The organism is Malikia sp. (genome assembly GCF_028687635.1).
GTDB lineage: Bacteria > Pseudomonadota > Gammaproteobacteria > Burkholderiales > Burkholderiaceae_C > Malikia.
The window spans coordinates 201,599-224,013 of record NZ_JAQTZS010000002.1 but is presented as its reverse complement, the minus strand read 5'-3'; the positions used below and the strand labels follow the sequence as shown (position 1 = coordinate 224,013).

Sequence of the window (22,415 nt, the reverse complement as noted above, 5' to 3'; positions counted from 1 at the left end):
AGAGGCGGCATCAGACCTCCAGCCACTCGCGCCGCAGCTCGGGGCTGGCCAGCAGCTGCGCCGGCGTGCCGTCAAACACCACCCGGCCGTGGCCCATCACCAGGGCGCGCTGCGACACCGCCAGGGCGATCGCGAGCTTCTGTTCGATCAGCAGCACCGCCACGCCCTCGCGCCGCAGCTGGCACAGGAAATCACCCAGCTGCTCGACCAGCTGGGGCGCCAGGCCCTCGGTCGGCTCATCGACGATGACCAGTTGCGGCTCGCCCATCAGCGTGCGGCACAGGGTCAGCATCTGCTGCTCGCCGCCCGACAGGTGCCCGGCCTCGGTCTGGCGCCGCGCCTTGAGCTGAGGAAACAGCCGGTACATGTCGTCCAGCTGCCAGCGCCCGGACTTGCCGCGCTGGCGGCCCAGCGCCAGGTTCTGCTCGACCGTCAGGCCGGGGAAGATGGCGCGGTCCTCGGGCACATAGCCCAGGCCGGCGCGCGCGATCTCGAAGGTCGGCCGGCCCAGGATGGAGCGGCCGCGCCAGCGGATCTCGCCCGCGCAGTCGACCAGCCCCATGACGGCCCGGGCCGTGGTCGAGCGCCCCGAGCCATTGCGCCCGAGCAGCGCGACGATCTCGCCGGCGCCCACGCACAGGTCGACCCCGTGCAGCACATGGCTCTTGCCGTACCAGGCGTTCAGGTCGCGGAGCTCCAGCAGCGGATTCGGTTCAGTCATGGGCCGGCTCCGTTGCAGGCAGCGCGCCGAGGTAGGCCTGCCGCACCCGCGCATCGGCGCGCACCTGCGCCGGCGTGCCGCAGGCGATCAGCTCGCCCTGCGCCAGCACCGCGATGCGGTCGGCCAGCTCGAACACCACCCCCATGTCATGCTCGACCATCAGCAGCGTCCTGCCGGCGGTCAGCTCGCGGATCAGCTCGACGCAGCGCGCGGTCTCGCTGCGGCTCATGCCGGCGGTGGGCTCGTCGAGCAGGATCACACCCGCGCCGCCCGCCACCGTGACGCCGATCTCCAGCGCGCGCTGCTCGGCATAGCTCAGGCTGGCGGCGCTGTCGTCGCGCCTTGGCTGCAGACCCAGGCGTTCCAGCAAGACTGCAGCGCGCGAGTTGAGCTCGCGCAGCCGCGACAGCGGACGCCAGAAGCTGTAGCGCTGGCCCGCGCTCCAGAGCATGGCGCAGCGCAGATTGTCGAAGGCGCTCAGGTGCGCAAACAGGTGGCTGACCTGGAAGCTGCGCGCCAGTCCCAGCCGGCTGATCTGGTGCGGCGGCCTGCCGTCGATGCGCTGTCCGTCCAGCCAGACCTGGCCCGCGCTGGGCGCCTCGCGACCGCTGATTAGATTGAACAGCGTGGACTTGCCGGCGCCGTTCGGGCCAATCAGCGCCAGCCGTTCGCCACGCGCGACCGACAGCGTCACCTCGCGCAGCACCTCGGTGCGACCGAAGCGCTTGGCCAGGCCACGGATTTCCAGCACGGGCTTTGTCACGGTTTCCATGCCGCTCATCTCGACCTCCAGGATCGGCCTTGCCTTAGTGCATCGCCTGGGCTGGAATCATGCGTCGACACATGCCGCCTGCGACCACGGAGCCAGCGGCCCAGGCCCCAGCCGACCAGCAGGACCGTGGCAGCCCCCAGCCAGCTCGACGGCCGGGAGCTGTCCAGCGCCAGCCCCAGGTAGCGGAACTCGCCGCCAATCACCGACTCCAGCTGCAGGCGATAGCTCAGCTCGATCAGGGCACCGGCGCCCAGCAGCGCCAGTCCAGCCGCAAGCGCCTGGGCCAGCAGGACCGGCAGCCAGGCGCCGAAGGGGCGAGTACGGGCCTGCGCCCAAGCCTGCACCAGCAGGCCGGCCAAGCCTTGGGGGGCGCGCATGACCATGAACAGGAACAGCAGGCCCAGGTAGAGCTGCCAGGCCGGCGTCCACTCGGACAACAGCCCCGTGCACAGCACCAGCAGCAGCGCGCCGATCACCGGCCCCAGGAAATAGGCCGAGCCGCCCAGGAAGGCAAACAGCAGCCAGGATGCCGACCGATGCGCGCCCAGCACCTCGGCGCTCGCGATCTCGAAATGCAGCGCCGCCAGGCCACCCGCGATGCCGGCGAAGAAGCCTGCCGCCAGAAAGGCCAGAAAACGCACCGCGTGCGGGTCGTAGCCGACAAAAGCCGCGCGCTCGGCGTTGTCGCGCACGGCGTTGAGCATGCGTCCGAGCGGCGTGAAGCTGAAAGCCCGCATCAGTCCAGCACAGACCAGCGCATAGAGCGCGCACAGGTAATAGACCTCAAGCTGCGGCCCGAACGTCACGCCCAGCACCGCCGGCCCGGCGACCCGGTTGCCCGACACCCCCGCTTCGCCGCCAAAGAAGGCAGGGAACATCAGCGCGGCGGCCGACACCAGCTCGCCCAGCCCCAGCGTGATCATCGCGAATGGCGTGCCCGACTTGCGCGTGCTGGCCCAGCCCAGCGGCAGCGCCACCAGCAGGCCCACCAGGCCACCGGCCAGCGGCACCAGGCTGACCGGCAGCGGCAACTCGCCGGCCGAGACGGCACGCAGCGCGTGGATCGCGGCATAGCAGCCCAGGCCGGTATAGACCGCATGACCGAAGCTCAGCATGCCGCCCTGGCCGAACAGCAGGTTGTAGGACAGGCAGGCCAGCGCCGCGATCGCCACCTGGGTCAGCAGCCCCAGCGCGGCGTTGCCGGACCAGAACCAGGGCGCGGCCAGCAGCGCCAGCGCGGCCAGCAGCCAGCCCAGTCGCTCGGCGCGCATCAGGACGCCCTCCGGCCGAACAGTCCTGCCGGGCGCAGCAGCAGAACCAGCACCAGCAGCAGATAAGGCAGCATGGGCGCGACCTGCGCCAGCCAGCCGCCATGAGCCACCGCGAAGGTCTGGATCAGCGCGATCAGCAGCGAAGCGCCAAAAGCCCCCGCCAGCGACCCGAGCCCCCCCACCACCACCACCACGAAGATCACCGGACCAACCGCCGCCGCCATGCCGGGCTCGGTAACGAAGGTGCTGCCGCCGACCACGCCCGCCAGCCCGGCCAGCGCCGTGCCGGCACCGAACACCCCCATGAAGACGCGCGGCAGGTCATGGCCCAGCGCCTCGACCATCTCGGGGTGGGTCAGAGCGGCCTGCACCACCAGCCCGATACGGGTGCGCCGCAGCAGCCAGCCCAGCGCCAGCAGGATGAGCAGCGCCACCACGACGATGAAGGCGCGCGTGGCCGGAAACGGATGACACAGCACGCCGGGCGCACGACAGACCGCCTCGCCGGCAGCGCCCCAGGCCAGGCTGATGCCAGCCGAGGCCTGCTGCACCAGTGTGAAGGCGGGACCGCGCAGCAGCTCGGGCGGCTGGAAGTCCAGCGGCGCCCGGCCCCAGACCAGCTGCACCAGCTCCAGCACGACGTAGCTCAGGCCGAAGGTCACCAGCAGCTCGGCCACATGGCCATGCCGATGCACCCGGCGCAGGCAGGCCGACTCGAACCAGGCGCCCAGCAGCCCCACCGCCAGCGGCGCCAGCAGCAGCGCCAGCCAGAAGCCGACATGGGCCGACAGCGCCCAGCCGAAATAGGCCCCCAGCAGGTAGAAACTGGCATGGGCGAAGTTGAGCACCCCCATCATGCTGAAGATCAGGGTCAGGCCGGAACTCAGCATGAACAGCAGCAAGCCGTAGCTCAAGCCATTGAGCAGAGAGAGAAGAACAGACACCAAGATGCGACATTCCGGGCCGGCACCGGCCAGCCCCGCCGGGTTTTTACCATGACCACCTGTAGTGCAAGGCCACCCGGCTCGCCCGACAATGCACCCATGCAACTCCAAGTCAGCCGATTCGAGTCCCTGGGCGACGAATTCCACACCCGCCTGCACCCCACCCCGCTGCCCACGCCGCACTGGGTGGGCTGGAGCGGCGAGGCCGCCGCCACGCTCGGCCTGCCCACCGAACCACCACCGGACGACGAGCTGCTGCAGCGGCTCAGCGGCAACCGGATCGCGGACAGCGTGACACCGATCGCCAGCGTCTACAGCGGCCACCAGTTCGGCCATTGGGCTGGCCAGCTCGGCGACGGCCGCGCGCTGCTGCTGGGCGAACATGCTGCCAGCGGCCTGGAGGTCCAGCTCAAGGGCGCCGGGCGTACCCCCTACTCGCGCGGTGGCGACGGCCGCGCCGTGCTGCGCAGCTCGATCCGCGAATTCCTCTGCAGCGAGGCCATGCACGCGCTCGGCATCCCGACCACGCGCGCGCTCTGCGTCACCGGCTCGCCGGCTCCGGTGCGACGCGAGGAAGTCGAGACCGCCGCCGTCGTCACCCGTCTCGCGCCCAGCTTCATCCGCTTCGGGCATTTCGAGCATTTCAGCCACAACGGCCGCCACGCCGAATTGCGCCGGCTGGCCGACTTCGTCATCGATAACTTCTATCCCGAGTACCGCCAGGCCGACGGCAACCCCTACGCCGGGCTGCTAGCCGCCGTGACCCGGCGCAGCGCCGAGCTGGTCGCGCAGTGGCAGGCGGTGGGCTTTTGCCACGGCGTGCTCAACACCGACAACATGAGCATCCTGGGGCTGACGCTGGACTACGGCCCGTTCCAGTTCCTCGACGGCTTCGATCCCGGCCATGTCTGCAACCACAGCGACAGCAGCGGGCGCTACGCCTACGCACGCCAGCCCAACATCGTCTACTGGAACCTGTTCTGCCTGGGCCAGGCCCTGCTGCCGCTGCTCGACGACAGCCAGCAGGCGCTGGACGCGCTGGAGCCCTACAAGGCACTGTTCCCGGCAGCGCTGCAGCGGCGCATGAACGCCAAGCTGGGCCTGGACGATCCGCGCACGGGCGACGCCGAACTGACCGAAGACCTGCTGCAGCTTCTGGCCCGCGAGCGCACCGACTACACCATCTTCTGGCGCCGCCTGAGCCTGGCCCAGGCCGCCAGCGAGGCCGATGCCGGCCAGGCGGGTCAAGGCGCTGCCGTCCGGCCGCTGACCCCGCACTGGCAACCCGTGCGCGACCTGTTCCTGCAGCCCGAAGCCTTTGATGACTGGTGGGCGCGCTGGCGCCAACGCCTGCAGCTGCCAGCCGATGCTGGTGCAAGCGCAGGTTCAGATTCGCAAGCAGGCCAACGCATGCTGCGCGCCAACCCAAGGGTCGTGCTGCGCAACCACCTGGGCGAGGTCGCGATCCGCCAGGCCCAGGCCGGCGACCCGAGCGCGCTGCAGCGCCTGCAAGCCGCGCTGGCCAGCCCCTACGATGAACGGTCCGACAGCGCAGACCTGGCCGATTTTCCGCCCGACTGGGCCGCTGCCATCAGCATCAGCTGTTCGTCCTGATCGAATCGTTCAGAATTCGGCCCACCCCTCCAGCTTCAAGGAAAAGACCATGCCCTACCCCGTCGAGAAATCCGATGCCGAATGGCGACAGCTGCTCGCGGCCAAGGGCGCCGAGCCCCTGGCCTATTCCGTCACCCGCCAGGCCGCCACCGAACGGCCCCATACCGGCAAATACGACCAGGTCTGGGCCGACGGCAGCTACCACTGCATCTGCTGCGGCCAGCAGCTGTTCGAGTCCGATACCAAGTTCGATGCCGGCTGCGGCTGGCCCAGCTTCAATGAGTCGCTCGCCGGCGCGATCGAGGAAAAAGTCGACCGTGCCCATGGCATGACAAGGGTCGAGACCGTCTGCAGCGGCTGCGGTGCCCACCTCGGCCATGTATTCGAGGACGGCCCGGCACCGACGGGCTTGCGTTACTGCATGAACTCGGCGGCACTCGACTTCAAGCCGCGATAATCTTCCCATGCGTTTCCTGATCGACTTCTTCCCCATCCTGCTGTTCTTCGGCGCCTACAAGCTGCACGACATCTATGTCGGCACCGCGGTGCTGATGGCCGCGACCGTGCTGCAGAGCGGCATCATCTATGCCATCGACCGCCGGCTGCAGACCATGCAGAAAGCCACGCTGGCCCTGGTGCTGGTGTTCGGCGCGCTCACGCTGGGCCTGCACGACGAACGCTTCATCAAGTGGAAGCCGACCGTGCTCTACGCCGGCATGGCGCTGGGCCTGGCCGCGGCGCTGTGGATCTGGAAGAAGAACCTGCTGCAACTGCTGCTGGGCAGCCAGCTGCGTCTGCCAGCGGACGTCTGGGGCCGCCTGACCGTGGCCTGGATCCTGTATTTCCTGTTCATGGCCGTCAGCAACGCCTATGTCGCGGCCTATTACTCGACCGAAGCCTGGATGGACTTCAAGCTCTGGGGCTACGCCTTCCCGCTCCTGTTCATCATCGGCCAGGGCCTCTACGTCGCCCCACACCTCAAGGACGAACACCCATAAATGAACGCCCTCCCCACTGCCGCCGCCATCGAAGCGCAGCTGCGCGCGCAACTGGATCCCACCGAGCTTGAGGTCGAAGACCAGAGCGCGGCCCATGCCGGCCATGCTGGCGCCAACGCCGAAGGCCACGGTACCCATTTCCGCGTCGCCATCGCCTCGCCCCGCTTCACCGGCCTGAGCCGTGTCGCCGCGCATCGGCTTGTGTATGATGCGTTGTCGCCTTTCATCGACGCCGGCCTGCATGCCGTGGCGATCGAGATCCGGCGCTGATCTAGCATTTCTACGTCACACGCATGAAAAAAGTCCTGACCGCAGTGGCCCTCGCCACGATCCTGAGCGCCCCCGCCTGGTCGCAGAACCTGGCCGTCGTCAACGGCAAGGCCATCCCGAGCTCGCGCGTCGAGGCCATGGCCGCCCAGCTCGAGCAATCCGGCCGGCCGGTGGATGACGCCCTGCGAGGTCAGATCAAGGAGCACCTGACCAAGCTCGAAATCTTCGCGCAGGCCGCCGAGCAGCAGGGCATCAAGTCCAAGCCAGCGTACAAGCAGGCCGCCGAACAGGCCTTGCAAAACGTGCTGGTGACCGAGCTGTTCGCCCAATACATGGGCAAGAACCCGGTCAGCGAAGCCGAGATCAAGGCCGAATACGACAAGTTCGTCGGCAGCAACACCGGCCAGGAATTCCGCGCCCGCCATATCCTGGTCGAAAGCGAAGCCGAAGCCCAGGCGCTGATCGCGCAGATCAAGGGCGGCGCCTCGTTCGAGGAACTCGCCAAAGCCAAGTCCAAGGACCCGGGGTCCGGCGCCAACGGCGGCGACCTCGACTGGGCCAACCCGAGCAACTTCGTGCCCGAGTTCGCCGAAGCCATGAAGAAGCTCGACAAGGGCCAGCTCACCGACGCGCCGGTCAAGAGCCAGTTCGGCTGGCACATCATCCGTGTCGATGATGTCCGCCAGGCCCAGCTGCCTCCCATCGAGCAGTTCAAGCCCCAGATCGAGCAGCACCTCGGCCAGCAAAAGCTCGCCCAGTACCGCGAATCGGTCCTGAAAGCCGCCAAGCGCGGCACCGAACCGGCCAGCATCAACGGCAAGCCCCTGTCCCAGGCCCGCATCGACGCCATGCTGGCACAGGTCACGCGCAGCGGCCGCCCGGTCGACGACGGCGTCAAGGCCCAGGTCGTGCAGCACCTGCTCGACCTCGAAACCTTCATCCAGGCCGCCGAGAAACAGGGTGTCAAGGCATCCAAGGGCTACGAGCAGAAAGCCACCATCGCGCAGCAGCAGGTCCTGGCCGGCCTGATGCTGGCCGACTACCAGAAGAAGGTCAGCGTCAGCGACGCCGAGCTCAAGGCCGAATACGACAAGTTCGCCGCCAGCAACGCCGGCCAGGAACTGCCCGCGTTCGAGCAGATCAAGTCCCAGATCGCCCAGCACCTGGCGCAGCAGAAGGTGGCCCAGTTCCAGGACAACTTGATCCGAAAAGCGCGCGTGCAGTAAACCGCGCCCACTCCGGATAACAAAACAGCCCTTCGCGGGCTGTTTTGCTTGCTTAATGCACCACGCGCCCGAACTGGAACTGGCCCGGCGCCGTGATCGGGTCGACGTTGACCGGGATCTCGCTCTGGGGCGCGAACTTGCCTTCGAGGATCAGGCGCGAGAGCGGGTTCTCGATGCGCTGCTGGATCGCGCGCTTCAGGGGCCGCGCGCCATACACCGGGTCGAAGCCGACCTTGGCCAGCTCCTCCAGCGCCGCTTCGCTCACCTGCAGATGCAGGTCGAGCTTGGCCAGCCGCTCGGTCAGCACCTTGAGCTGGATGCGGGCGATCGCGGTGATGTGCGTGGCGTCCAGGCCATGGAACACCACCGTCTCGTCGATCCGGTTCAGGAACTCGGGCCGGAAATGGGCCTTGAGCTCGCCCCAGACCGCGTCCTTGATGTCCTCGGCGTCCTGGCCCACCATGGCCTGGATCAGCTGCGAGCCGATGTTGGACGTCATCACGATCACCGCGTTCTTGAAGTCCACCGTGCGGCCCTGGCCATCGGTCAGGCGACCGTCGTCGAGCACCTGCAGCAGCACGTTGAACACGTCCGGGTGCGCCTTCTCGACCTCGTCGAGCAGGATCACGCTGTAGGGCTTGCGCCGCACCGCCTCGGTCAGGTAGCCGCCCTCGTCGTAGCCGACATAGCCGGGCGGCGCGCCGATCAGCCGTGACACCGAATGCTTCTCCATGAACTCGCTCATGTCGATGCGGATCAGATGGTCCTCGCTGTCGAACAGGAAGCCGGCCAGCGCCTTGCACAGCTCGGTCTTGCCGACGCCGGTCGGACCCAGGAACAGGAATGATCCGAGCGGCCGGTTCGGGTCGGACAGGCCCGCGCGCGAGCGCCGGATCGCGTTGGCCACCGCCTGGATCGCCTCATGCTGGCCGACCACGCGCTCGTGCAGCTTGTCCTCCATCGCCAGCAGCTTGTCGCGCTCGCCCTGCATCAGCTTGGAGACCGGGATGCCGGTGGCACGCGCCACCACCTCGGCGATCTCCTCGGCGCCGACCTGGGTGCGCAGCAGCTTGGGCGCCTTGGCCTTGTCGGGGCCGGCGGCTTCCTTGGCCTGCGCTTCCTTCAGGCGCTTTTCCAGCTCGGGCAGGCGGCCGTACTGCAGCTCGGCGACCTTGTCGAAATTGCCCCTGCGCTTGAAGTCCTCGATCTCCAGCTTGACCCGCTCGACCTCCTCGCGCACCGCGCCCGAGGTCTGGACGCTGGCCTTCTCGGCCTTCCAGATCTGGTCCAGGTCGTCGTACTCGCGCTGCAGCTTCTCCAGCTCCTCCTCGATCAGCGCCAGCCGCTTCCTGGAGGCCTCGTCCTTCTCGCGCTTGACCGCCTCGCGCTCGATCTTGAGCTGGATCATGCGGCGGTCCAGCTTGTCCATCACCTCGGGCTTGGAGTCGAGCTCGATCTTGATCTTGGCCGCCGCCTCGTCGATCAGGTCGATCGCCTTGTCGGGCAGGAAGCGGTCGGTGATGTAGCGGTGGCTCAGCTCGGCCGCCGCGACGATGGCCGGATCGGTGATGTCGACGTTGTGGTGCTTCTCGTAGCGCTCCTGCAGGCCGCGCAGGATGGCGATCGTGTCCTCGACGCTGGGCTCGTCGACCAGCACCTTCTGGAAGCGGCGCTCCAGCGCGGCGTCCTTCTCGATGTACTTGCGGTATTCATCCAGCGTGGTGGCGCCGATGCAGTGCAGCTCGCCGCGCGCCAGGGCGGGCTTGAGCATGTTGCCGGCATCCATCGCGCCCTCGGCCTTGCCGGCGCCGACCATGGTGTGCAGTTCGTCGATGAACAGGATGATGCGGCCCTCGTCCTGCGCGACCTCCTTGAGCACCGATTTCAGCCGCTCCTCGAACTCGCCACGGAACTTGGCGCCAGCCAGCAGGCCCGCCATGTCCAGCACCAGCACCCGCTTGTCGCGCAGCGTGTCGGGCACCTCGCCGGCGACGATGCGCTGCGCCAGGCCCTCGACGATCGCGGTCTTGCCCACGCCGGGCTCGCCGATCAAGACGGGATTGTTCTTGCTGCGGCGCTGCAGCACCTGGATCGCGCGGCGGATCTCGTCATCGCGCCCGATCACCGGATCCAGCTTGCCCAGGCGCGCGCGCTCGGTCAGGTCCAGGGTGTATTTCTTCAGCGCCTCGCGCTGGCCTTCGGCTTCGGGGTTGTCCACGCTCTGTCCTCCACGCACCGCGACAATGGCGGCTTCCAGGGTCTTGCGCTGCAGGCCGGCCTCGCGCGCGGCCACCGCCAGGTCGGTCTTGCCGTCGGCCAGCGCCAGCAGGAAGGATTCGCTGGCGACGAACTGGTCGCCGCGCTTGATCGCGTCCTTCTCGGCTGTCTGCAGCAGGCTGACCGTGTCGCGCCCGATCTGGACCTGCTCCTGGCCCTGCACCTGGGGCAGTTTTTTCATGACCGCTTCGGCCGCCTGGCCCAGCGCCGTCAGATTGACGCCGGCGCGCTGCAGCAGCGATTTCGGCCCATCCTGCTGCGCCAGCATGGCGGCCAGCACATGGGCCGGCTCGATATAGGCATGGTCCTGGCCCAGCGCCAGCGTCTGCGCCTCGCGCAGCGCCTCCTGGAACTTGGTGGTGAGTCTGTCAGATCGCATCGAAGCCCTCCGTGATGATTGATTGTGCAGGACTTGAGGGCCGCTGGCGAGCATTTCAAGGCCAACGCGCGCCGATCAAGAAGCCACATGTCCCAGGGATGTTGCCCAGCCTGCTGCTAGACTCACTGGAATGAAGCACAGCAAGGAAATGCTCGCGTGACAACTCGGTGGCGAGATTCACCCCAAGCAGGTCAGACCGGTCCCAAGCCCCGCTTTGGCGGGGCTTGTCGTTTGCGAGGCGACCTGGCTATCGATTGATCACCACGACCAGGGAGCGCATTGCGGCGAGTCGGCTCAGGCTGTGACGCTGTTTTCCTGCTCGAAGCGGGCCTTGAGGGCCTGCAACTGCTCGGGCTGGAGACGGTTGCCGTGCTGGCTGACGACGGCGGCAGCGCAGCGGTTGCCCAGCTCCGCCGCCTGTGCATGCGGGTAACCATGGGTAGCGGCATAGAGGAAGGCGCCAGCGAACATGTCCCCGGCTCCATTGGTGTCGACGGCCTTGACCGTGGGAGCCGGCATTTCGATGACCTGCCCGGCTTCGAGCACCAGACTGCCCTTGGCGCCGCGCGTGATGCAGACGGTTTTGGCCAGACCAGCCATCGTTTTCCGGACTTGCTGCAGGTTCTGCGAGCCGCACCAGACCTGGGCTTCTTCCTCGTTGCAGAACAGGTAGTCGAGGCCACCGGCGAGCATGGCGTCGAGGCCCGGGCGACAGAACTGGATCATGCTGACGTCGCTGAGCGTGAGCGCGAGCGCGGCGCCCGCAAAACGCGCCAGTTGGCGGCCTTCGAGCGCGGCCTGCAGCCCCGTGGGCGAGGCAGCCAGGTAGCCTTCCATGTAGTAGACCTTGGAACGCGCGATGTCCTTGGGGTGCAGCGCGCTGGCGTCGAGCTCGGCGGTGGCACCGAGGAAGGTGCTCATGCTGCGTTCGGCGTCGGGGGTGACCAGAACCAGGCAGCTGCCGGTCTGACCGTGCTCGGCCTTGGTGTGGTTGAGGTTGGTGGCGACGCCGTTGCACGCCAAGTCGGCGGCGTAGAAGGCGCCGAGCTCATCGTCGGCGACGCGACAGCTGTAGAAGGCGTGGCCGCCGAGCTGCGCCAGTGCGACGACGGTGTTGCCAGCCGAGCCGCCACCAGTGCGGCGCGCCGACTGCTCATGCAGTTGCGCCAGCAGTTCGGCGCGGCGCGGCGCGTCGATCAGGGTCATGTGGCCCTTGTCGACGCCGATGGCCTGCAGTTGGGCGTCGGAGACTTCGTATTCGGTGTCGACCAGGGCGTTGCCGATCGCATAGAGGTGGTAATGATGCGTAGTCATGCCTCGAAGTCTATGCGATCAGGCCAGCTATGCCTGAACCATGGCTATGGCAGGGCTGAACTTTGCGTCGAGCGCTGGAGCCGGCTCAGGTCGAAGCCTTGCTGCCGCAGCCGGCCCAGCAGGGCCTCGTAGGCCTTGGGATCGACCTGTGGCTGGCGCGCCAGCACCCAGAGGTATTCGCGCCGGGGTTCGCTGACGGCAACCAGTTGGTAGTCGGGGTCGAGGTCCACCACCCAGTAGTCACCCCAGACCAGCGGCAGCCAGGACAGCCAGCGAGGCGCGAAACGGACTTCGAGCCGGGCCGAATCGGGTCCGCCGACGCGGCGTGCTTCCCCGATGGCCTCGCTGAGTTCGCCATCATGGGTGCGGCAACGGTTGACGACCCGCACCGTGCCGCTGGGGTTGAGCGAGTAGTCGGCGCGGGTGTCGGCGGCGCATTTCTTCTGGAACCAGTTGGGCGTGCGCGCGATCTCGTGCCAAGTCCCGAGGTAGCGCGGCAGGTCCAGCCGTTCGATGGTCTGAAGCGCGACAGGAGCGGGTTCAACGCCGTGAGCAGGAGCCGCCGCCAGCAGGCTCAGGCTCAGACCGATGGATGCGATCACTGGGGCCAACGACGCCTGGACAGCGCGAGCGATACGAGGTTTCATACCGCCATGGTAGCGCGAACCGGGCGATAAAAAAGCCCCGTGCAACTAATGCTCGGGGCTTTGATGGGTGGTGGGTCGTGCGGGACTCGAACCTGCGACCAATTGATTAAAAGTCAACTGCTCTACCAACTGAGCTAACGACCCCACCTGAAACTGCTGCAAACGCTTACGCTTTTTGCTGGAGCACGCGTTCTAGCGGAATTTCTGCCATTTTCATGGACGGCATGGGATTTTTGCACAGGCCTTGCCCGCGTGCCCAGGCGTCCATGGCCCAGCCGGCCGCCGCCAGGCCGAAGCTGGCCGTGACGCTGACCATGGATCCATAGCCGTGGCAGTTGAGCGTGCCGTCGCTGGTGCCGGGCAGCACGCAGGAGGCGTCGGGTGGTGCGACGGGCTCGCGGCTGAAGACGCAGGCCACCTGCATGCGGCCCTGGCGCGCGCCGCCATGCGCCTTGCGCAGGCGGTAGCGCAGCTGCGCCAGCAGCGGGTCGTGCGTGGTCTCGGACAGGTCGACGATCTCGATCGCATGCGCCAGCCGCTTACCGCCGGCCGCACCCACGGTGATGAACAGGGCGCGGGCGCGCAAGGCCCAGGCCGCCATGGCGGTTTTGGCCTTGACCTGGTCGCAAGCATCAATCACGACCAGGCGCTGGCCGGGACGCAAATCGGCCAGGCGCAGGCAGTCGAGCCAGTTGTCGGGGCTGACGAAATCGTCGATCAGCTGCACCTGCGCCTGCGGATTGATCTGCGCGATGCGCTCGCGCATGGCCTCGATCTTGGCCTGGCCATGCGTGCTGCTGAGCGCGTGGATCTGGCGGTTGGTGTTGGATTCGCTGATGTGGTCGAGGTCGACCAGGGTGATGCGCCCCACCCCGCTGCGCGCGAAGGCTTCGGCCGCCCAGGAGCCGACGCCGCCGATGCCGACCACGATCGCATGGGCATCGAAGATGCGCTGCGCGCCCTCGGTGCCGTAGAGCCGGCGCAGGCCACCGAAGCGGCGCTCGAAAATGTCGTCTTCAGGGGCGTTCACTGCATGCGCGCCAGGCGATCGCGGGCGGCGATGCCGGCTTCCGACTTGGGGTGGCTCTTGACCAGGTCTTCCAACGTGCGCCGGGCGGCCTTGGCGTCCTTGAGCTCCTGCTGGCAGTTGGCGATCGCGAGCATGGCCTCGGGCACGCGGGCGTGATGAGGCACCCTGGCGATCAGCGCGCGGTAGCTGTCGATGGCCGGCTTGTAGTCGCGCGAGGCATAGCGGGCATTGCCCTGCCAGTAGAGCGCGGCGGGCAGGTAGCCACTGTCGGGGTAGCGACGCAGGAACTGGGCGTAGAGGTCGGCGGCCTTGTCGAAGTCGGCCGCGCGCAACGCGCTCATGGCGGCCTCGAACTCGGCTTTCTCGCGCGGCTGGACCGTGAAATCGACGCCGTCCTGGCTCACGCGGACCGGTTCGAGCGTGCGCAGGCGCTCGTCGAGCACGGACAGCACGCTTTTTTGCTGCCGCTGCAGTTCGGTGACGTCGCGCGCGAGCTGCTCGTTCTGGCCGCGCAACTGGGCCAGCTCGGTGCGCAGCGCCTCGACCTGGTTGACCAGATCGAGCACGGCGCGACGGGAGCTGCCACCCTGCTCGTCTTGCTGGCGGCGCAGCTCGGTCAGTGCGCTGTCGCTGGCTTGGCGGTTGGCATCGACCTTGCCGCGCAGTTCCAGGATGGCCTTGCGCGCCTCGTCGTCGCCAAACAGCGCGGCCTGGACCGGCAGGGTGGTGGCCAAGGCCAGCCCGCTGGCACAGGCCAGCTTGAACAGAATCTGGGTCGTCTTGGCCATGCCTATCAGCGGTAGGTCAACTCGACGCGGCGGTTCTTGGCCCAGGCTTCCTCGCCGCTGCCTTGCGCGGCGGGTTTTTCCTTGCCAAAGCTGACGGCTTCCATCTGGCTGTCGGACACGCCCGAGACGACCAGCGCGCGCAGCACGGCCTCGGCGCGCTTCTGGCCCAGCGCCAGGTTGTACTCGCGGCCGCCGCGCTCGTCGGTATGGCCTTCGAGGTTGACGCGACGCTGGCTGTTGCCGTTGATGAATTTGGCATGGCTGTCTATCAGCGCGCTGAACTCGGGACGCACGGCGTAGCTGTCGAAGTCGAAGTAGACGATGCGCTCGACGTTGGCGGGCGCCTGACCGGCGATGAAGCGGTCGGCCTGCACGCCCGAGATGTCACGCTGACCCATGCCAACAGCACCGGCACCGGCGCTGGTGCTGCTGGCATCGATGGCCGTGGCGGAACGCTCGGCCACCGGAGTGTCTTGGAGCTTGACGCTGGAGCCGCAAGCGGCGAGCAGCGCGCTGAAGGCGGCGACGGCGGCCAGTCGGGTCATGCGCTGGGCGGGTTGTTGGAAGGTTTTGGAGATTTTCATCTTAGTCGGAAAAAAATGGGCTTGAAAAAACGGCCTGCAATCAGCGCGGGAAAGGGCCCCAGTTCGGCTCCCGGATGTCACCCGGCACACTGGCAAGCCGGGTCTTGATCAGGCCGTCAAGCGTGGTGGTCATCAAGGCCTCACGACCGCCGACCTTGGTGGCGTACATGATCAGGCGGCTGTTGGGCGCGAAGGTGGGGCGCTCATCATCGCTGCTATCTGTGACAGATGCAATATTACCGCTGCCGAGCTCCATCACCTGCAACTTGAAGGCGCCGCCAACGCGCGAAATATAGGCCAGCCAGCGGCCGTCGGGGCTGATCGCGGGCGAGATGTTGTAGCTGCCCTGGAAAGTCACGCGCTCGGCGCTGCCGCCACGCGCGGGCATGCGGTAGATCTGCGGTGAGCCGCCGCGGTCGCTGACGAAGTAGATGGCGCCGCCATCGGGCGTGAAGACGGCTTCGGTATCGATGCCACCGGACTGCGACAGGCGCTTGGGCTCGCCGGCGCCGTTGGGGCTGATTTCGTAGACCTGCGAGTTGCCCGACAGCGTCAGGGTGGCCAGCATGCGGCTGCCGTCGGGCGACCAGGCCGGCGCCGAGTTGGAGCCGCGCCAGGTCGCGACCGGACGGCGCCTGCCGCTGGCGATGTCGTGCAGGTAGATGACGGGCTTGCGCGACTCGAAGGACACATAGGCCAGCTGGCCACCATTGGGCGACCAGGACGGCGAGATGATGGGCTCGTTGCTGGTGAGCGCGGCCTGAGCGCCCTCGCCGTCCGCATCGGCGACCCAGAGGCTGTAGCGCGAGCCGTTCTTGGAGACATAGGCGATGCGGGTCGAGAACACGCCCTTGGCGCCAGTCAGCTTTTCGTAGACATAGTCGGCGACCCTGTGCGCGGCCAGGCGCAGGTCGGATGACGCCACCGGGAAGCTCAAGCCCCCGAGATCCTGCCCGCGCAGCGTGTTCCAGAGCCGAAAACGCACATCGAAGCGGCCGTCGGCCAGCCGGGTCACGCTGCCGGTCAGCAGGGCATCGGCGCGGTCCTTCCAGGGACCGAGGTCGGGGCGGGCGTTCTCGTCCAGACCGGCTTGCGCGGCGACCAGGCGGAACACGCCGCTGCGCTCGAGGTCGGAGCGGATCACGGCCGGCACATCGGTGGGCGCGCCCTCGAAACCTCGGAATGGCGCGATCGCGACCGGAATCTGCTTGATGCCGACGCCGCTGACCTCGACCCGGAACTGGGCCCAGGCCGGCGCCAGCGGTGCGGTCAACAGACCGGTCGCGGCCAGCGCCAGCAGGCTGCGGCGGCGGCCCGAGGCAGGGGAGAGGTCGTCAAGGCCCGAAATCTTCATGATGTGCTGCGTCTTGGAGGGTTGAGCGGGTATCAGAGTAGGACGATGTCGTATTGTGCTTGCGTCATCGAGCCTTCGGCCTGCAGCGAGATCGGCTTGCCGATGAAGTCGGACAGGCCCGCGAGGTGGGCGCTCTCCTCGTCCAGGAACAGCTCGATCACCTGGGATGAGGCGACGACACGGAACTCGCGCGGGTTGAAGGCGCGCGCCTCGCGCAGGATCTCGCGCAGGATGTCGTAGCAGACGCTGCGCGGGGTCTTGACCCGGCCCTTGCCTTCGCAGGTGGGACAGGTCTCGGTCAGCATCTGGGCCAGCGATTCGCGCGTGCGCTTGCGCGTCATCTCGACCAGGCCGAGCTGCGAAAAGCCGCCCACCATGGTCTTGACCCGGTCACGCCCGATCTGCTTGCGAAACTCGCTCAGCACGGCCTCGCGGTGGTCCTCGCGCACCATGTCGATGAAGTCGACGATGACGATGCCGCCCAGGTTGCGCAAGCGCAACTGGCGCGCGATGGCCTGTGCCGCTTCGAGGTTGGTGCGAAACACCGTGTCGTCGAAGTTGCGCGCGCCGACATAGCCGCCGGTGTTGACGTCAACGGTGGTCAGCGCCTCGGTCTGGTCGATCACGAGGTAGCCGCCCGACTTGAGCTCGACGCGGCGGCTGAGCGCGCGCGCGATGTCATCGTCGATCTGATGCAGGTCGAAGATCGGCCGCTCGCCGGTGTAGAGCTGCAGTCGCTCCTGGGTGCTGGGCATGTACTCGCGCGCGAAGGCTTCGAGCTGAGCGAACTGCTCGCGCGAATCGACCCGGATCGTCTGCGTCTGGGCCCCGACCAGGTCGCGCAGCACGCGCTGCAGCAGCGTCAGGTCCTGGTGCAGCAGCGAGGCCGGCGGCAGCCGCATGGCGCCGTTCTTGATATGGGCCCAGGTCTTGCGCAGGTAGGCGATGTCCTCGGCCAGCTCCTCGTCCGAGGCGTCCTCGGCGTTGGTGCGCAGGATGAAGCCGCCGCCACCCTCGGCGGTCAGGGCCAGCAGGCGCGCGCGCAGGGCCTCGCGCTGGGCGAAGGGGATTTTCTGCGAGACACCGATGTGGTTGTCCTGCGGCAGGAACACCAGCAGCCGGCCGGCGATGCTGATCTGTGCCGTCAGGCGCGCGCCCTTGGTCCCGATCGGGTCCTTGAGCACCTGCACCATCAGGGCCTGGCCCTCGAAGATCTGGCGCTCGATCGGCAGCGCGGCGTCGGCGCCCGGCAAGGCGGCGCCCGCGCTGGCGGAGGCACTGGCGACGGGCTTGTCCTTGTCCTTGCCGGCGTGGCGCGCATTGATGTTGGGCATCAGGTCGGCGACATGCAGGAAGGCCGCGCGGTCCAGGCCAATGTCGATGAAGGCCGACTGCATGCCGGGCAGCACGCGCGAGACCTTGCCGAGGTAGACGTTGCCGACCAGGCCACGCTCGAGCGTGCGCTCGACGTAGACGTCCTGCACGGCGCCCTGTTCGACCACGGCGACCCGGGTCTCCTGCGGCGACCAGTTGATGAGTATGTCCTGTGCCATGGCGAGTCTCCGGTGGGCTTAGATCAGTTCCAGGCCGGCCTGGGCCAGCAGTTGGGCGGTCTCGTAGGCCGGCAGGCCCATGATGCCCGTGTAGCTGCCGGAGATGCGCTCGATCAACAGACCGGCCAGGCCCTGGATGCCGTAGGCGCCGGCCTTGCCCACGGGCTCGCCACTGGCGACGTAATGCGCGATCCGTGCCTCGCTCAAGGGTGCGAACAGCACCGTCGAGCGGCTCAGGCCCTGGTGGATCTGCCCCTGGTGCGCCAGCGCGACCGCGGTCAGCACCTGGTGCCGTTGGCCCGAGAGCTGGCGCAGGATCTGCGCCGCATGCTCAGGGCTTTCGGGCTTGCCGAGGATCTGGCGCCCGAGCGCGACCGTGGTGTCGGCGCACAGCACCGGGCCGTCTGGCAGGCCGCGCCGCTGCAACCGTTCGACCGCGTGCAGCAGCTTGAGCCGGGTGACTCGCTTGACATAGGTCGCGGGCGCCTCGTTCGGGCGCACGACCTCCAGGCCTTCGGCGTCCTCTTGCGGGTCGGGCAGCAGCAGTTCACAGCGCACGCCCCACTGTTCGAGCAGCTGGCGCCGGCGCGGGCTCTGCGAGGCCAGGTAGAGCCAGGGCGGATTGGTGCTCATTCGCGGTGGTAGGGATGGTTGGCGTTGATGGACCAGGCGCGGTAGAGCTGCTCGATCAGCAGCACGCGCGCGAAGGCATGGGGCAGCGTCATGTCGGACAGCCGGATGCGCATCTGCGCCTTGGTCTTGAACTCGGGCTCCAGACCGTCGGGGCCGCCGATCACGAGCGCGACATCGTCGCCTTCGAGCTGCCAGCTCTTCAGCTGGCGCGCCAGCGCGACCGTGGTCAGCTGGCTGCCGCGCTCGTCGAGCACGACGATGCGCGCGCCCTTGGGGATCGCGGCCTCGATGCGCGCGCGCTCGGCGGCATAGAGGGTCTCGAGCGTCTTGGAGCCGCGCGGCTCGGTCTTGACGGTCTTGATCTCGACCCGGCAATCGGGCGGGAAGCGCTTGGCGAAATCGTCGTAGGCGGTCTGCGCCCAGTCGGGCATGCGCTGCCCGACCGCGACGATCACGAGCTTCATGCCTTCTTGGGAGCAGCGCGCTTGGGCGCAGGCTTCTTGACCGGCTCGCCGACCTTGACGACCTGAACCTTCTTGGCAGCGGCCTTGCGGACCGGCGCCTTCTTGGCCGCCGGTGCGGCCGAGCCGCCACCGGTCTTGACCGTCTTGGCGGCCTTGCGCACCGGGGCTTTCTTGGGCTCGTCGGTCACGGCAGCGGCGCTGTCGGTGGTCTTGCGGGCGGCGCGGGTGGCCTTCTTGGCGGCCTGGGCGGGCGAAACCGCCTCGACCTCGGACTGCGCGCCCGTCTTGAGGCCGGCCTTGCGCGCCGAAGCCAGGTTGGACTTCTCGGCGGCGGCGCGCGCGGCCTTGCCACGGGCCTCGTTGCTCTTGAGACGCACCGGCACCTCGCCCCAGAGGTCTTCCAGGCGGTAGTACTGGCGGATGGTCGGCTGCATCACGTGGACCACGGCCTGGCCACAGTCGACGATGATCCATTCGCCGTTTTCCTCGCCCTCGATGCGCGGCTTGTCGAAGCCGGCTTCGCGCACGGCGTCACGCACGCTGGCGGCGAGCGCACGGGTCTGGCGGTTGGTGCTGCCGCTGGCGATGATCACGCGCTCGAACAGCGGCGACAATCCCTCGGTGTTGAAGACCTGGATGTCCAGCGCCTTGACGTCCTCGAGGCCGTCGACGATGGCGCGCTGGAGTTTCTGGATCTTTTTCTTGTCGGCTGTTTCGCTCATGTAGCGTGTCGGTATAAGTGATGTTCGGAAATATAGTGCGCGACGCCCTCGGGCACCAGCACATCTAGATCGGGATAGCGGCGGCTGCGGCCCTGGACTTGCGCGCGAACGGCGGTGGCGCTCAGGTTGTGCAGAGGCATGCCAAGCCGAGTGAAGGGAATGTCCACCCCGCTGAGGTCCTGCGCCAGCTGGCTGTCGGAGACGGCCTCGGCGCCGATGTTAACGCCCCGGCTGGCCACCGCCAAGGTCGCGCACTGTAACACTTCCTGCCAGCGAACCCAAGTCTTGAAGGCCAGCAACTGATCGGCACCCAGGATCAGGAACAGCCGGGCACCCGGATATTCGGTCGCCAGCTCGGCCAGCGTGTCGGCGGTGTAGCTCGGGCCGTCGCGCCTGATTTCGCGCTGATCGACCAACACACGGGGCAGGCCGGCAAAGGCGCGCTCGCACATGGCGACACGGTGTTCGGCCGGCGTCAGGACCCGGGTCTTGTGCCAGGCCTGGCCAGTCGGCAGGATGTGCAGCTGGTCGAGTTCGAGCTGCTGCAGCGCGGTCTCGGCCAGGGCGCGATGCGCCCAATGCGGCGGATCGAAGGCGCCGCCGAACATGCCGACCCGCAGCGGGCGCTGCGGACTTTGCGCGGTCAACTCGCTCACACCCAGTCCCGGCGCGGCAGGAAGTCACGGTAAAGGCGGGACTCGGGGCTGCCGGCGGCCGGCTGCTCCTGGTAGGACCAGCGCACCAGCGGCGGCATCGACAGCAGGATCGATTCGGTGCGCCCGCCCGACTGCAGACCGAAATGGGTGCCACGGTCCCAGACCAGGTTGAACTCGACGTAGCGGCCACGCCGGTAGAGCTGGAACTGGCGCTCGCGCTCGCCGTATTCGATCCCCTTGCGGCGCTCGACGATCGGCAGGTAGGCATGCAGGAAAGCGTCGCCGACCGCGCGCGTCATGGCGGCGCCGCCCTCGAAGCCGAGTTCGGAGAAGTCGTCGTAGAACACGCCGCCGATGCCGCGCTGCTCGTTGCGGTGCGCCAGGAAGAAATACTCGTCGCACCAGGTCTTGAAGCGCGGGTACTTGTCGTCACCGAAAGGGGCCAGCGCGTTCTTGCAGGTGCGGTGGAAATGGGCGGCATCCTCCTCGAAGCCGTAGAACGGCGTGAGGTCCATGCCACCGCCAAACCAGGCCACGGGCGCGCCGCCACCGACCGGGATGGCGGTGATCATGCGCACGTTCATGTGCACGGTGGGGACATAGGGGTTGCGCGGGTGAAACACCAGCGAGACACCCATGGCCTCGAACGGCGCGCCGGCCAGCTCGGGACGGTGCTGCGTGGCCGAGGGCGGCAGCGCAGAACCGGAGACATGCGAGAAGCCACAGCCGGCGCGCTCGAAGACATGGCCGTCCTCCAGGATCTGCGTGACGCCGTTGCCCTGCAGCTTGTCGCCTGGCGCCTTCTCCCAGCCGTCGGACAGGAAGGCCTTGCCGTCGATCTCGGAGACCGCCCAGGTGATGCGCTGCTGCAGGCCGAGCAGGTAGTCGCGCATGATCTGCGTTGGCGACTGGCTCATTTGCCCAGGGCCCGGTAGCCGATGTCCTGGCGGTATTGCATGCCGTCGAAGGCCACGCGCGCGACCAGCTCGTAGGCACGTGAGCGCGCCTCGGCCACGCCATGGCCCAGCGCGGTGGCACACAGCACGCGGCCGCCCGAGGTCACGACCTGGCCATCCTTCATGGCGGTACCGGCATGGAAGACGACGGCATCGTCGCGGTCGACTGGCAGCGCGGTGATGGCATCGCCCTTGCGCGGGCTCATCGGATAACCGGCCGCGGCCAGCACCACGCCCATGGCAAAACGCTCGTCCCATTCCAGGCTGACCTGATCCAGGCGTTCCTCGGTGGCGGCCAGCAGCACCTCGGCCAGGTCGGACTTGAGGCGCATCATGATGGGCTGGGTTTCGGGGTCGCCCATGCGGCAGTTGAACTCCAGCGTCTTGACCGAGCCGTCGGGTGCGATCATCAGGCCAGCGTAGAGGAAGCCGGTGAAGGGGATGCCGTCGGCTTCCATGCCGCGGATGGTCGGCAGGATGATCTCGTCCATCGCGCGCTGGTGCACCTCGGCCGTGACGACCGGGGCCGGCGAATAGGCGCCCATGCCACCGGTGTTCGGACCTTGGTCGGCATCGAGCAGGCGCTTGTGGTCCTGGCTGGTAGCCAGCGCCGTGACGTGCTTGCCGTCGCACAGCACGATGAAGCTGGCTTCCTCGCCCTGCAGGAAGGATTCGATCACGACGCGGGCGCCGCCCTCGTTGTGGGTCACGCCCAGGCTGTTGTCGACCAGCATGAAGTCGATCGCCTCATGCGCCTCGGCCAGGCTCATGGCCACGACCACGCCCTTGCCGGCGGCCAGGCCGTCGGCCTTGACCACGATCGGCGCGCCGACCTGATCCACATAGGCATGGGCCTGCACCGGGTCGCTGAAGGTCTCGTAGGCCGCGGTCGGGATGCCGTGGCGCTTCATGAAGGCCTTGGAGAACGCCTTGGAGCTTTCGAGCTGGGCCGCAGCCTGGGTCGGGCCGAAGATGCGCAGGCCATGGGCGCGGAACTCATTCACCACGCCGGCGGCCAGCGGGGCCTCGGGGCCGACCACGGTCAGCGCGATGCCATTGGCCTGCGCCCATTCGCGCAGCGCGACGACGTCCGTCACGGCCAGGTTGGTCAGGCCGGCGTCGAGCGCGGTGCCACCGTTGCCCGGCGCGACAAAGACCTGCTCCACGCGCGGGGATTGCTTGAGCTTCCAGGCCAGCGCATGCTCGCGCCCGCCGCCACCGATCACCAGTACCTTCATCTTG

The 22,415-nt window shown here is 67.8% G+C and carries 22 protein-coding genes, 1 tRNA gene and 1 pseudogene; 5 read left to right on the top strand and 19 right to left on the bottom strand.

Going from position 1 to position 22,415, the window contains the following annotated elements:
• Positions 1–10: 10 nt before the first annotated feature.
• From PHR85_RS02445 to PHR85_RS02430, 4 genes are read right to left on the bottom strand one after another with little or no spacing between them, the layout of a single operon-like run.
• Positions 11–721: an ABC transporter ATP-binding protein gene (locus PHR85_RS02445; RefSeq protein WP_300049953.1), complete on the bottom strand. Its 711-nt coding sequence runs from the start codon at positions 719–721 to the stop codon at positions 11–13.
• A complete protein-coding gene (locus tag PHR85_RS02440; RefSeq protein WP_300049950.1) occupies positions 714–1,493 on the bottom strand; it encodes an ABC transporter ATP-binding protein in 780 nt (259 codons plus the stop codon). The genes PHR85_RS02445 and PHR85_RS02440 overlap by 8 nt, the downstream gene beginning before the upstream one ends.
• Before the next feature lie 5 nt (positions 1,494–1,498).
• Positions 1,499–2,764, bottom strand: a complete 1,266-nt coding sequence (locus tag PHR85_RS02435) for a branched-chain amino acid ABC transporter permease (RefSeq protein WP_300049948.1) — start codon at positions 2,762–2,764, stop codon at positions 1,499–1,501.
• The gene (locus PHR85_RS02430) at positions 2,764–3,711 is read right to left on the bottom strand and encodes a branched-chain amino acid ABC transporter permease (protein WP_300049946.1); all 948 of its coding nucleotides are present in this window, start codon (positions 3,709–3,711) and stop codon (positions 2,764–2,766) included. Before PHR85_RS02430 ends, PHR85_RS02435 begins: the two co-directional genes overlap by 1 nt.
• 96 nt (positions 3,712–3,807) lie before the next feature.
• Here PHR85_RS02430 and PHR85_RS02425 point away from each other — a divergent pair, with 96 nt between their 5' ends.
• The 5 genes and pseudogenes from PHR85_RS02425 to PHR85_RS02405 form a co-directional block, all read left to right on the top strand.
• Positions 3,808–5,322, top strand: coding sequence for a YdiU family protein (locus PHR85_RS02425; protein ID WP_300049944.1), 1,515 nt, complete (start codon positions 3,808–3,810; stop codon positions 5,320–5,322).
• Positions 5,323–5,371: 49 nt separating this feature from the next.
• Entirely contained in the window at positions 5,372–5,779 is a 408-nt protein-coding gene (gene msrB, locus PHR85_RS02420; protein ID WP_300049942.1) for a peptide-methionine (R)-S-oxide reductase MsrB, read from the top strand.
• A 7-nt stretch (positions 5,780–5,786) separates the two neighbouring features.
• A complete protein-coding gene (locus PHR85_RS02415) occupies positions 5,787–6,320 on the top strand; it encodes a septation protein A (RefSeq protein ID WP_300049940.1) in 534 nt (177 codons plus the stop codon).
• Positions 6,321–6,590: a BolA family transcriptional regulator gene (locus tag PHR85_RS02410; protein WP_300049938.1), complete on the top strand. Its 270-nt coding sequence runs from the start codon at positions 6,321–6,323 to the stop codon at positions 6,588–6,590.
• A gap of 23 nt (positions 6,591–6,613) precedes the next feature.
• Positions 6,614–7,357 (top strand): annotated as a pseudogene (locus PHR85_RS02405) (peptidylprolyl isomerase); the annotation flags it as partial.
• A gap of 511 nt (positions 7,358–7,868) precedes the next feature.
• Here the strand turns inward: PHR85_RS02405 and clpB are convergent.
• The 15 genes from clpB to purD all read right to left on the bottom strand — a co-directional run bounded on the left by clpB (position 7,869) and on the right by purD (position 22,411).
• Positions 7,869–10,472: an ATP-dependent chaperone ClpB gene (clpB, locus tag PHR85_RS02400; RefSeq protein WP_300049935.1), complete on the bottom strand. Its 2,604-nt coding sequence runs from the start codon at positions 10,470–10,472 to the stop codon at positions 7,869–7,871.
• A 294-nt stretch (positions 10,473–10,766) separates the two neighbouring features.
• Positions 10,767–11,786 (bottom strand): adenosine kinase, encoded by a 1,020-nt coding sequence (locus tag PHR85_RS02395; RefSeq protein ID WP_300049933.1) that lies wholly within the window; start codon positions 11,784–11,786, stop codon positions 10,767–10,769.
• A 44-nt stretch (positions 11,787–11,830) separates the two neighbouring features.
• Positions 11,831–12,388 carry a lipocalin family protein gene (locus tag PHR85_RS02390; protein ID WP_367278697.1) on the bottom strand — a complete coding sequence of 186 codons (558 nt, stop codon included), beginning with the start codon at positions 12,386–12,388 and terminating at the stop codon, positions 11,831–11,833.
• 113 nt (positions 12,389–12,501) lie between these two features.
• Positions 12,502–12,577, bottom strand: a tRNA-Lys gene (locus PHR85_RS02385).
• Between the two features lie 22 nt (positions 12,578–12,599).
• The gene (locus PHR85_RS02380; RefSeq protein WP_300049931.1) at positions 12,600–13,463 is read right to left on the bottom strand and encodes a tRNA threonylcarbamoyladenosine dehydratase; all 864 of its coding nucleotides are present in this window, start codon (positions 13,461–13,463) and stop codon (positions 12,600–12,602) included.
• Positions 13,460–14,251, bottom strand: a complete 792-nt coding sequence (gene ybgF / locus PHR85_RS02375; protein ID WP_300049928.1) for a tol-pal system protein YbgF — start codon at positions 14,249–14,251, stop codon at positions 13,460–13,462. Before ybgF ends, PHR85_RS02380 begins: the two co-directional genes overlap by 4 nt.
• Before the next feature lie 5 nt (positions 14,252–14,256).
• Positions 14,257–14,796 (bottom strand): peptidoglycan-associated lipoprotein Pal, encoded by a 540-nt coding sequence (pal, locus tag PHR85_RS02370; RefSeq protein WP_300050066.1) that lies wholly within the window; start codon positions 14,794–14,796, stop codon positions 14,257–14,259.
• 79 nt (positions 14,797–14,875) lie between these two features.
• Complete coding sequence (gene tolB, locus PHR85_RS02365) at positions 14,876–16,189, bottom strand: Tol-Pal system beta propeller repeat protein TolB (RefSeq protein ID WP_300049925.1); 1,314 nt, start codon at positions 16,187–16,189, stop codon at positions 14,876–14,878.
• A gap of 32 nt (positions 16,190–16,221) precedes the next feature.
• Entirely contained in the window at positions 16,222–17,742 is a 1,521-nt protein-coding gene (gene rng / locus PHR85_RS02360) for a ribonuclease G (RefSeq protein ID WP_300049923.1), read from the bottom strand.
• 18 nt (positions 17,743–17,760) lie between these two features.
• Entirely contained in the window at positions 17,761–18,375 is a 615-nt protein-coding gene (locus PHR85_RS02355; RefSeq protein ID WP_300049921.1) for a nucleoside triphosphate pyrophosphatase, read from the bottom strand.
• Positions 18,372–18,839, bottom strand: coding sequence for a 23S rRNA (pseudouridine(1915)-N(3))-methyltransferase RlmH (rlmH, locus tag PHR85_RS02350; protein WP_300049919.1), 468 nt, complete (start codon positions 18,837–18,839; stop codon positions 18,372–18,374). Before rlmH ends, PHR85_RS02355 begins: the two co-directional genes overlap by 4 nt.
• On the bottom strand, positions 18,836–19,561 hold the full coding sequence (gene rsfS, locus PHR85_RS02345) for a ribosome silencing factor (protein ID WP_300049917.1): 726 nt from the start codon (positions 19,559–19,561) through the stop codon (positions 18,836–18,838). Before rsfS ends, rlmH begins: the two co-directional genes overlap by 4 nt.
• Positions 19,558–20,217, bottom strand: a complete 660-nt coding sequence (gene nadD, locus PHR85_RS02340; RefSeq protein ID WP_300049916.1) for a nicotinate (nicotinamide) nucleotide adenylyltransferase — start codon at positions 20,215–20,217, stop codon at positions 19,558–19,560. Before nadD ends, rsfS begins: the two co-directional genes overlap by 4 nt.
• A complete protein-coding gene (gene hemF, locus PHR85_RS02335) occupies positions 20,214–21,134 on the bottom strand; it encodes an oxygen-dependent coproporphyrinogen oxidase (protein ID WP_300049914.1) in 921 nt (306 codons plus the stop codon). Before hemF ends, nadD begins: the two co-directional genes overlap by 4 nt.
• Complete coding sequence (purD, locus tag PHR85_RS02330) at positions 21,131–22,411, bottom strand: phosphoribosylamine--glycine ligase (protein WP_300050064.1); 1,281 nt, start codon at positions 22,409–22,411, stop codon at positions 21,131–21,133. Before purD ends, hemF begins: the two co-directional genes overlap by 4 nt.
• Between the last annotated feature and the right edge of the window lie 4 nt (positions 22,412–22,415).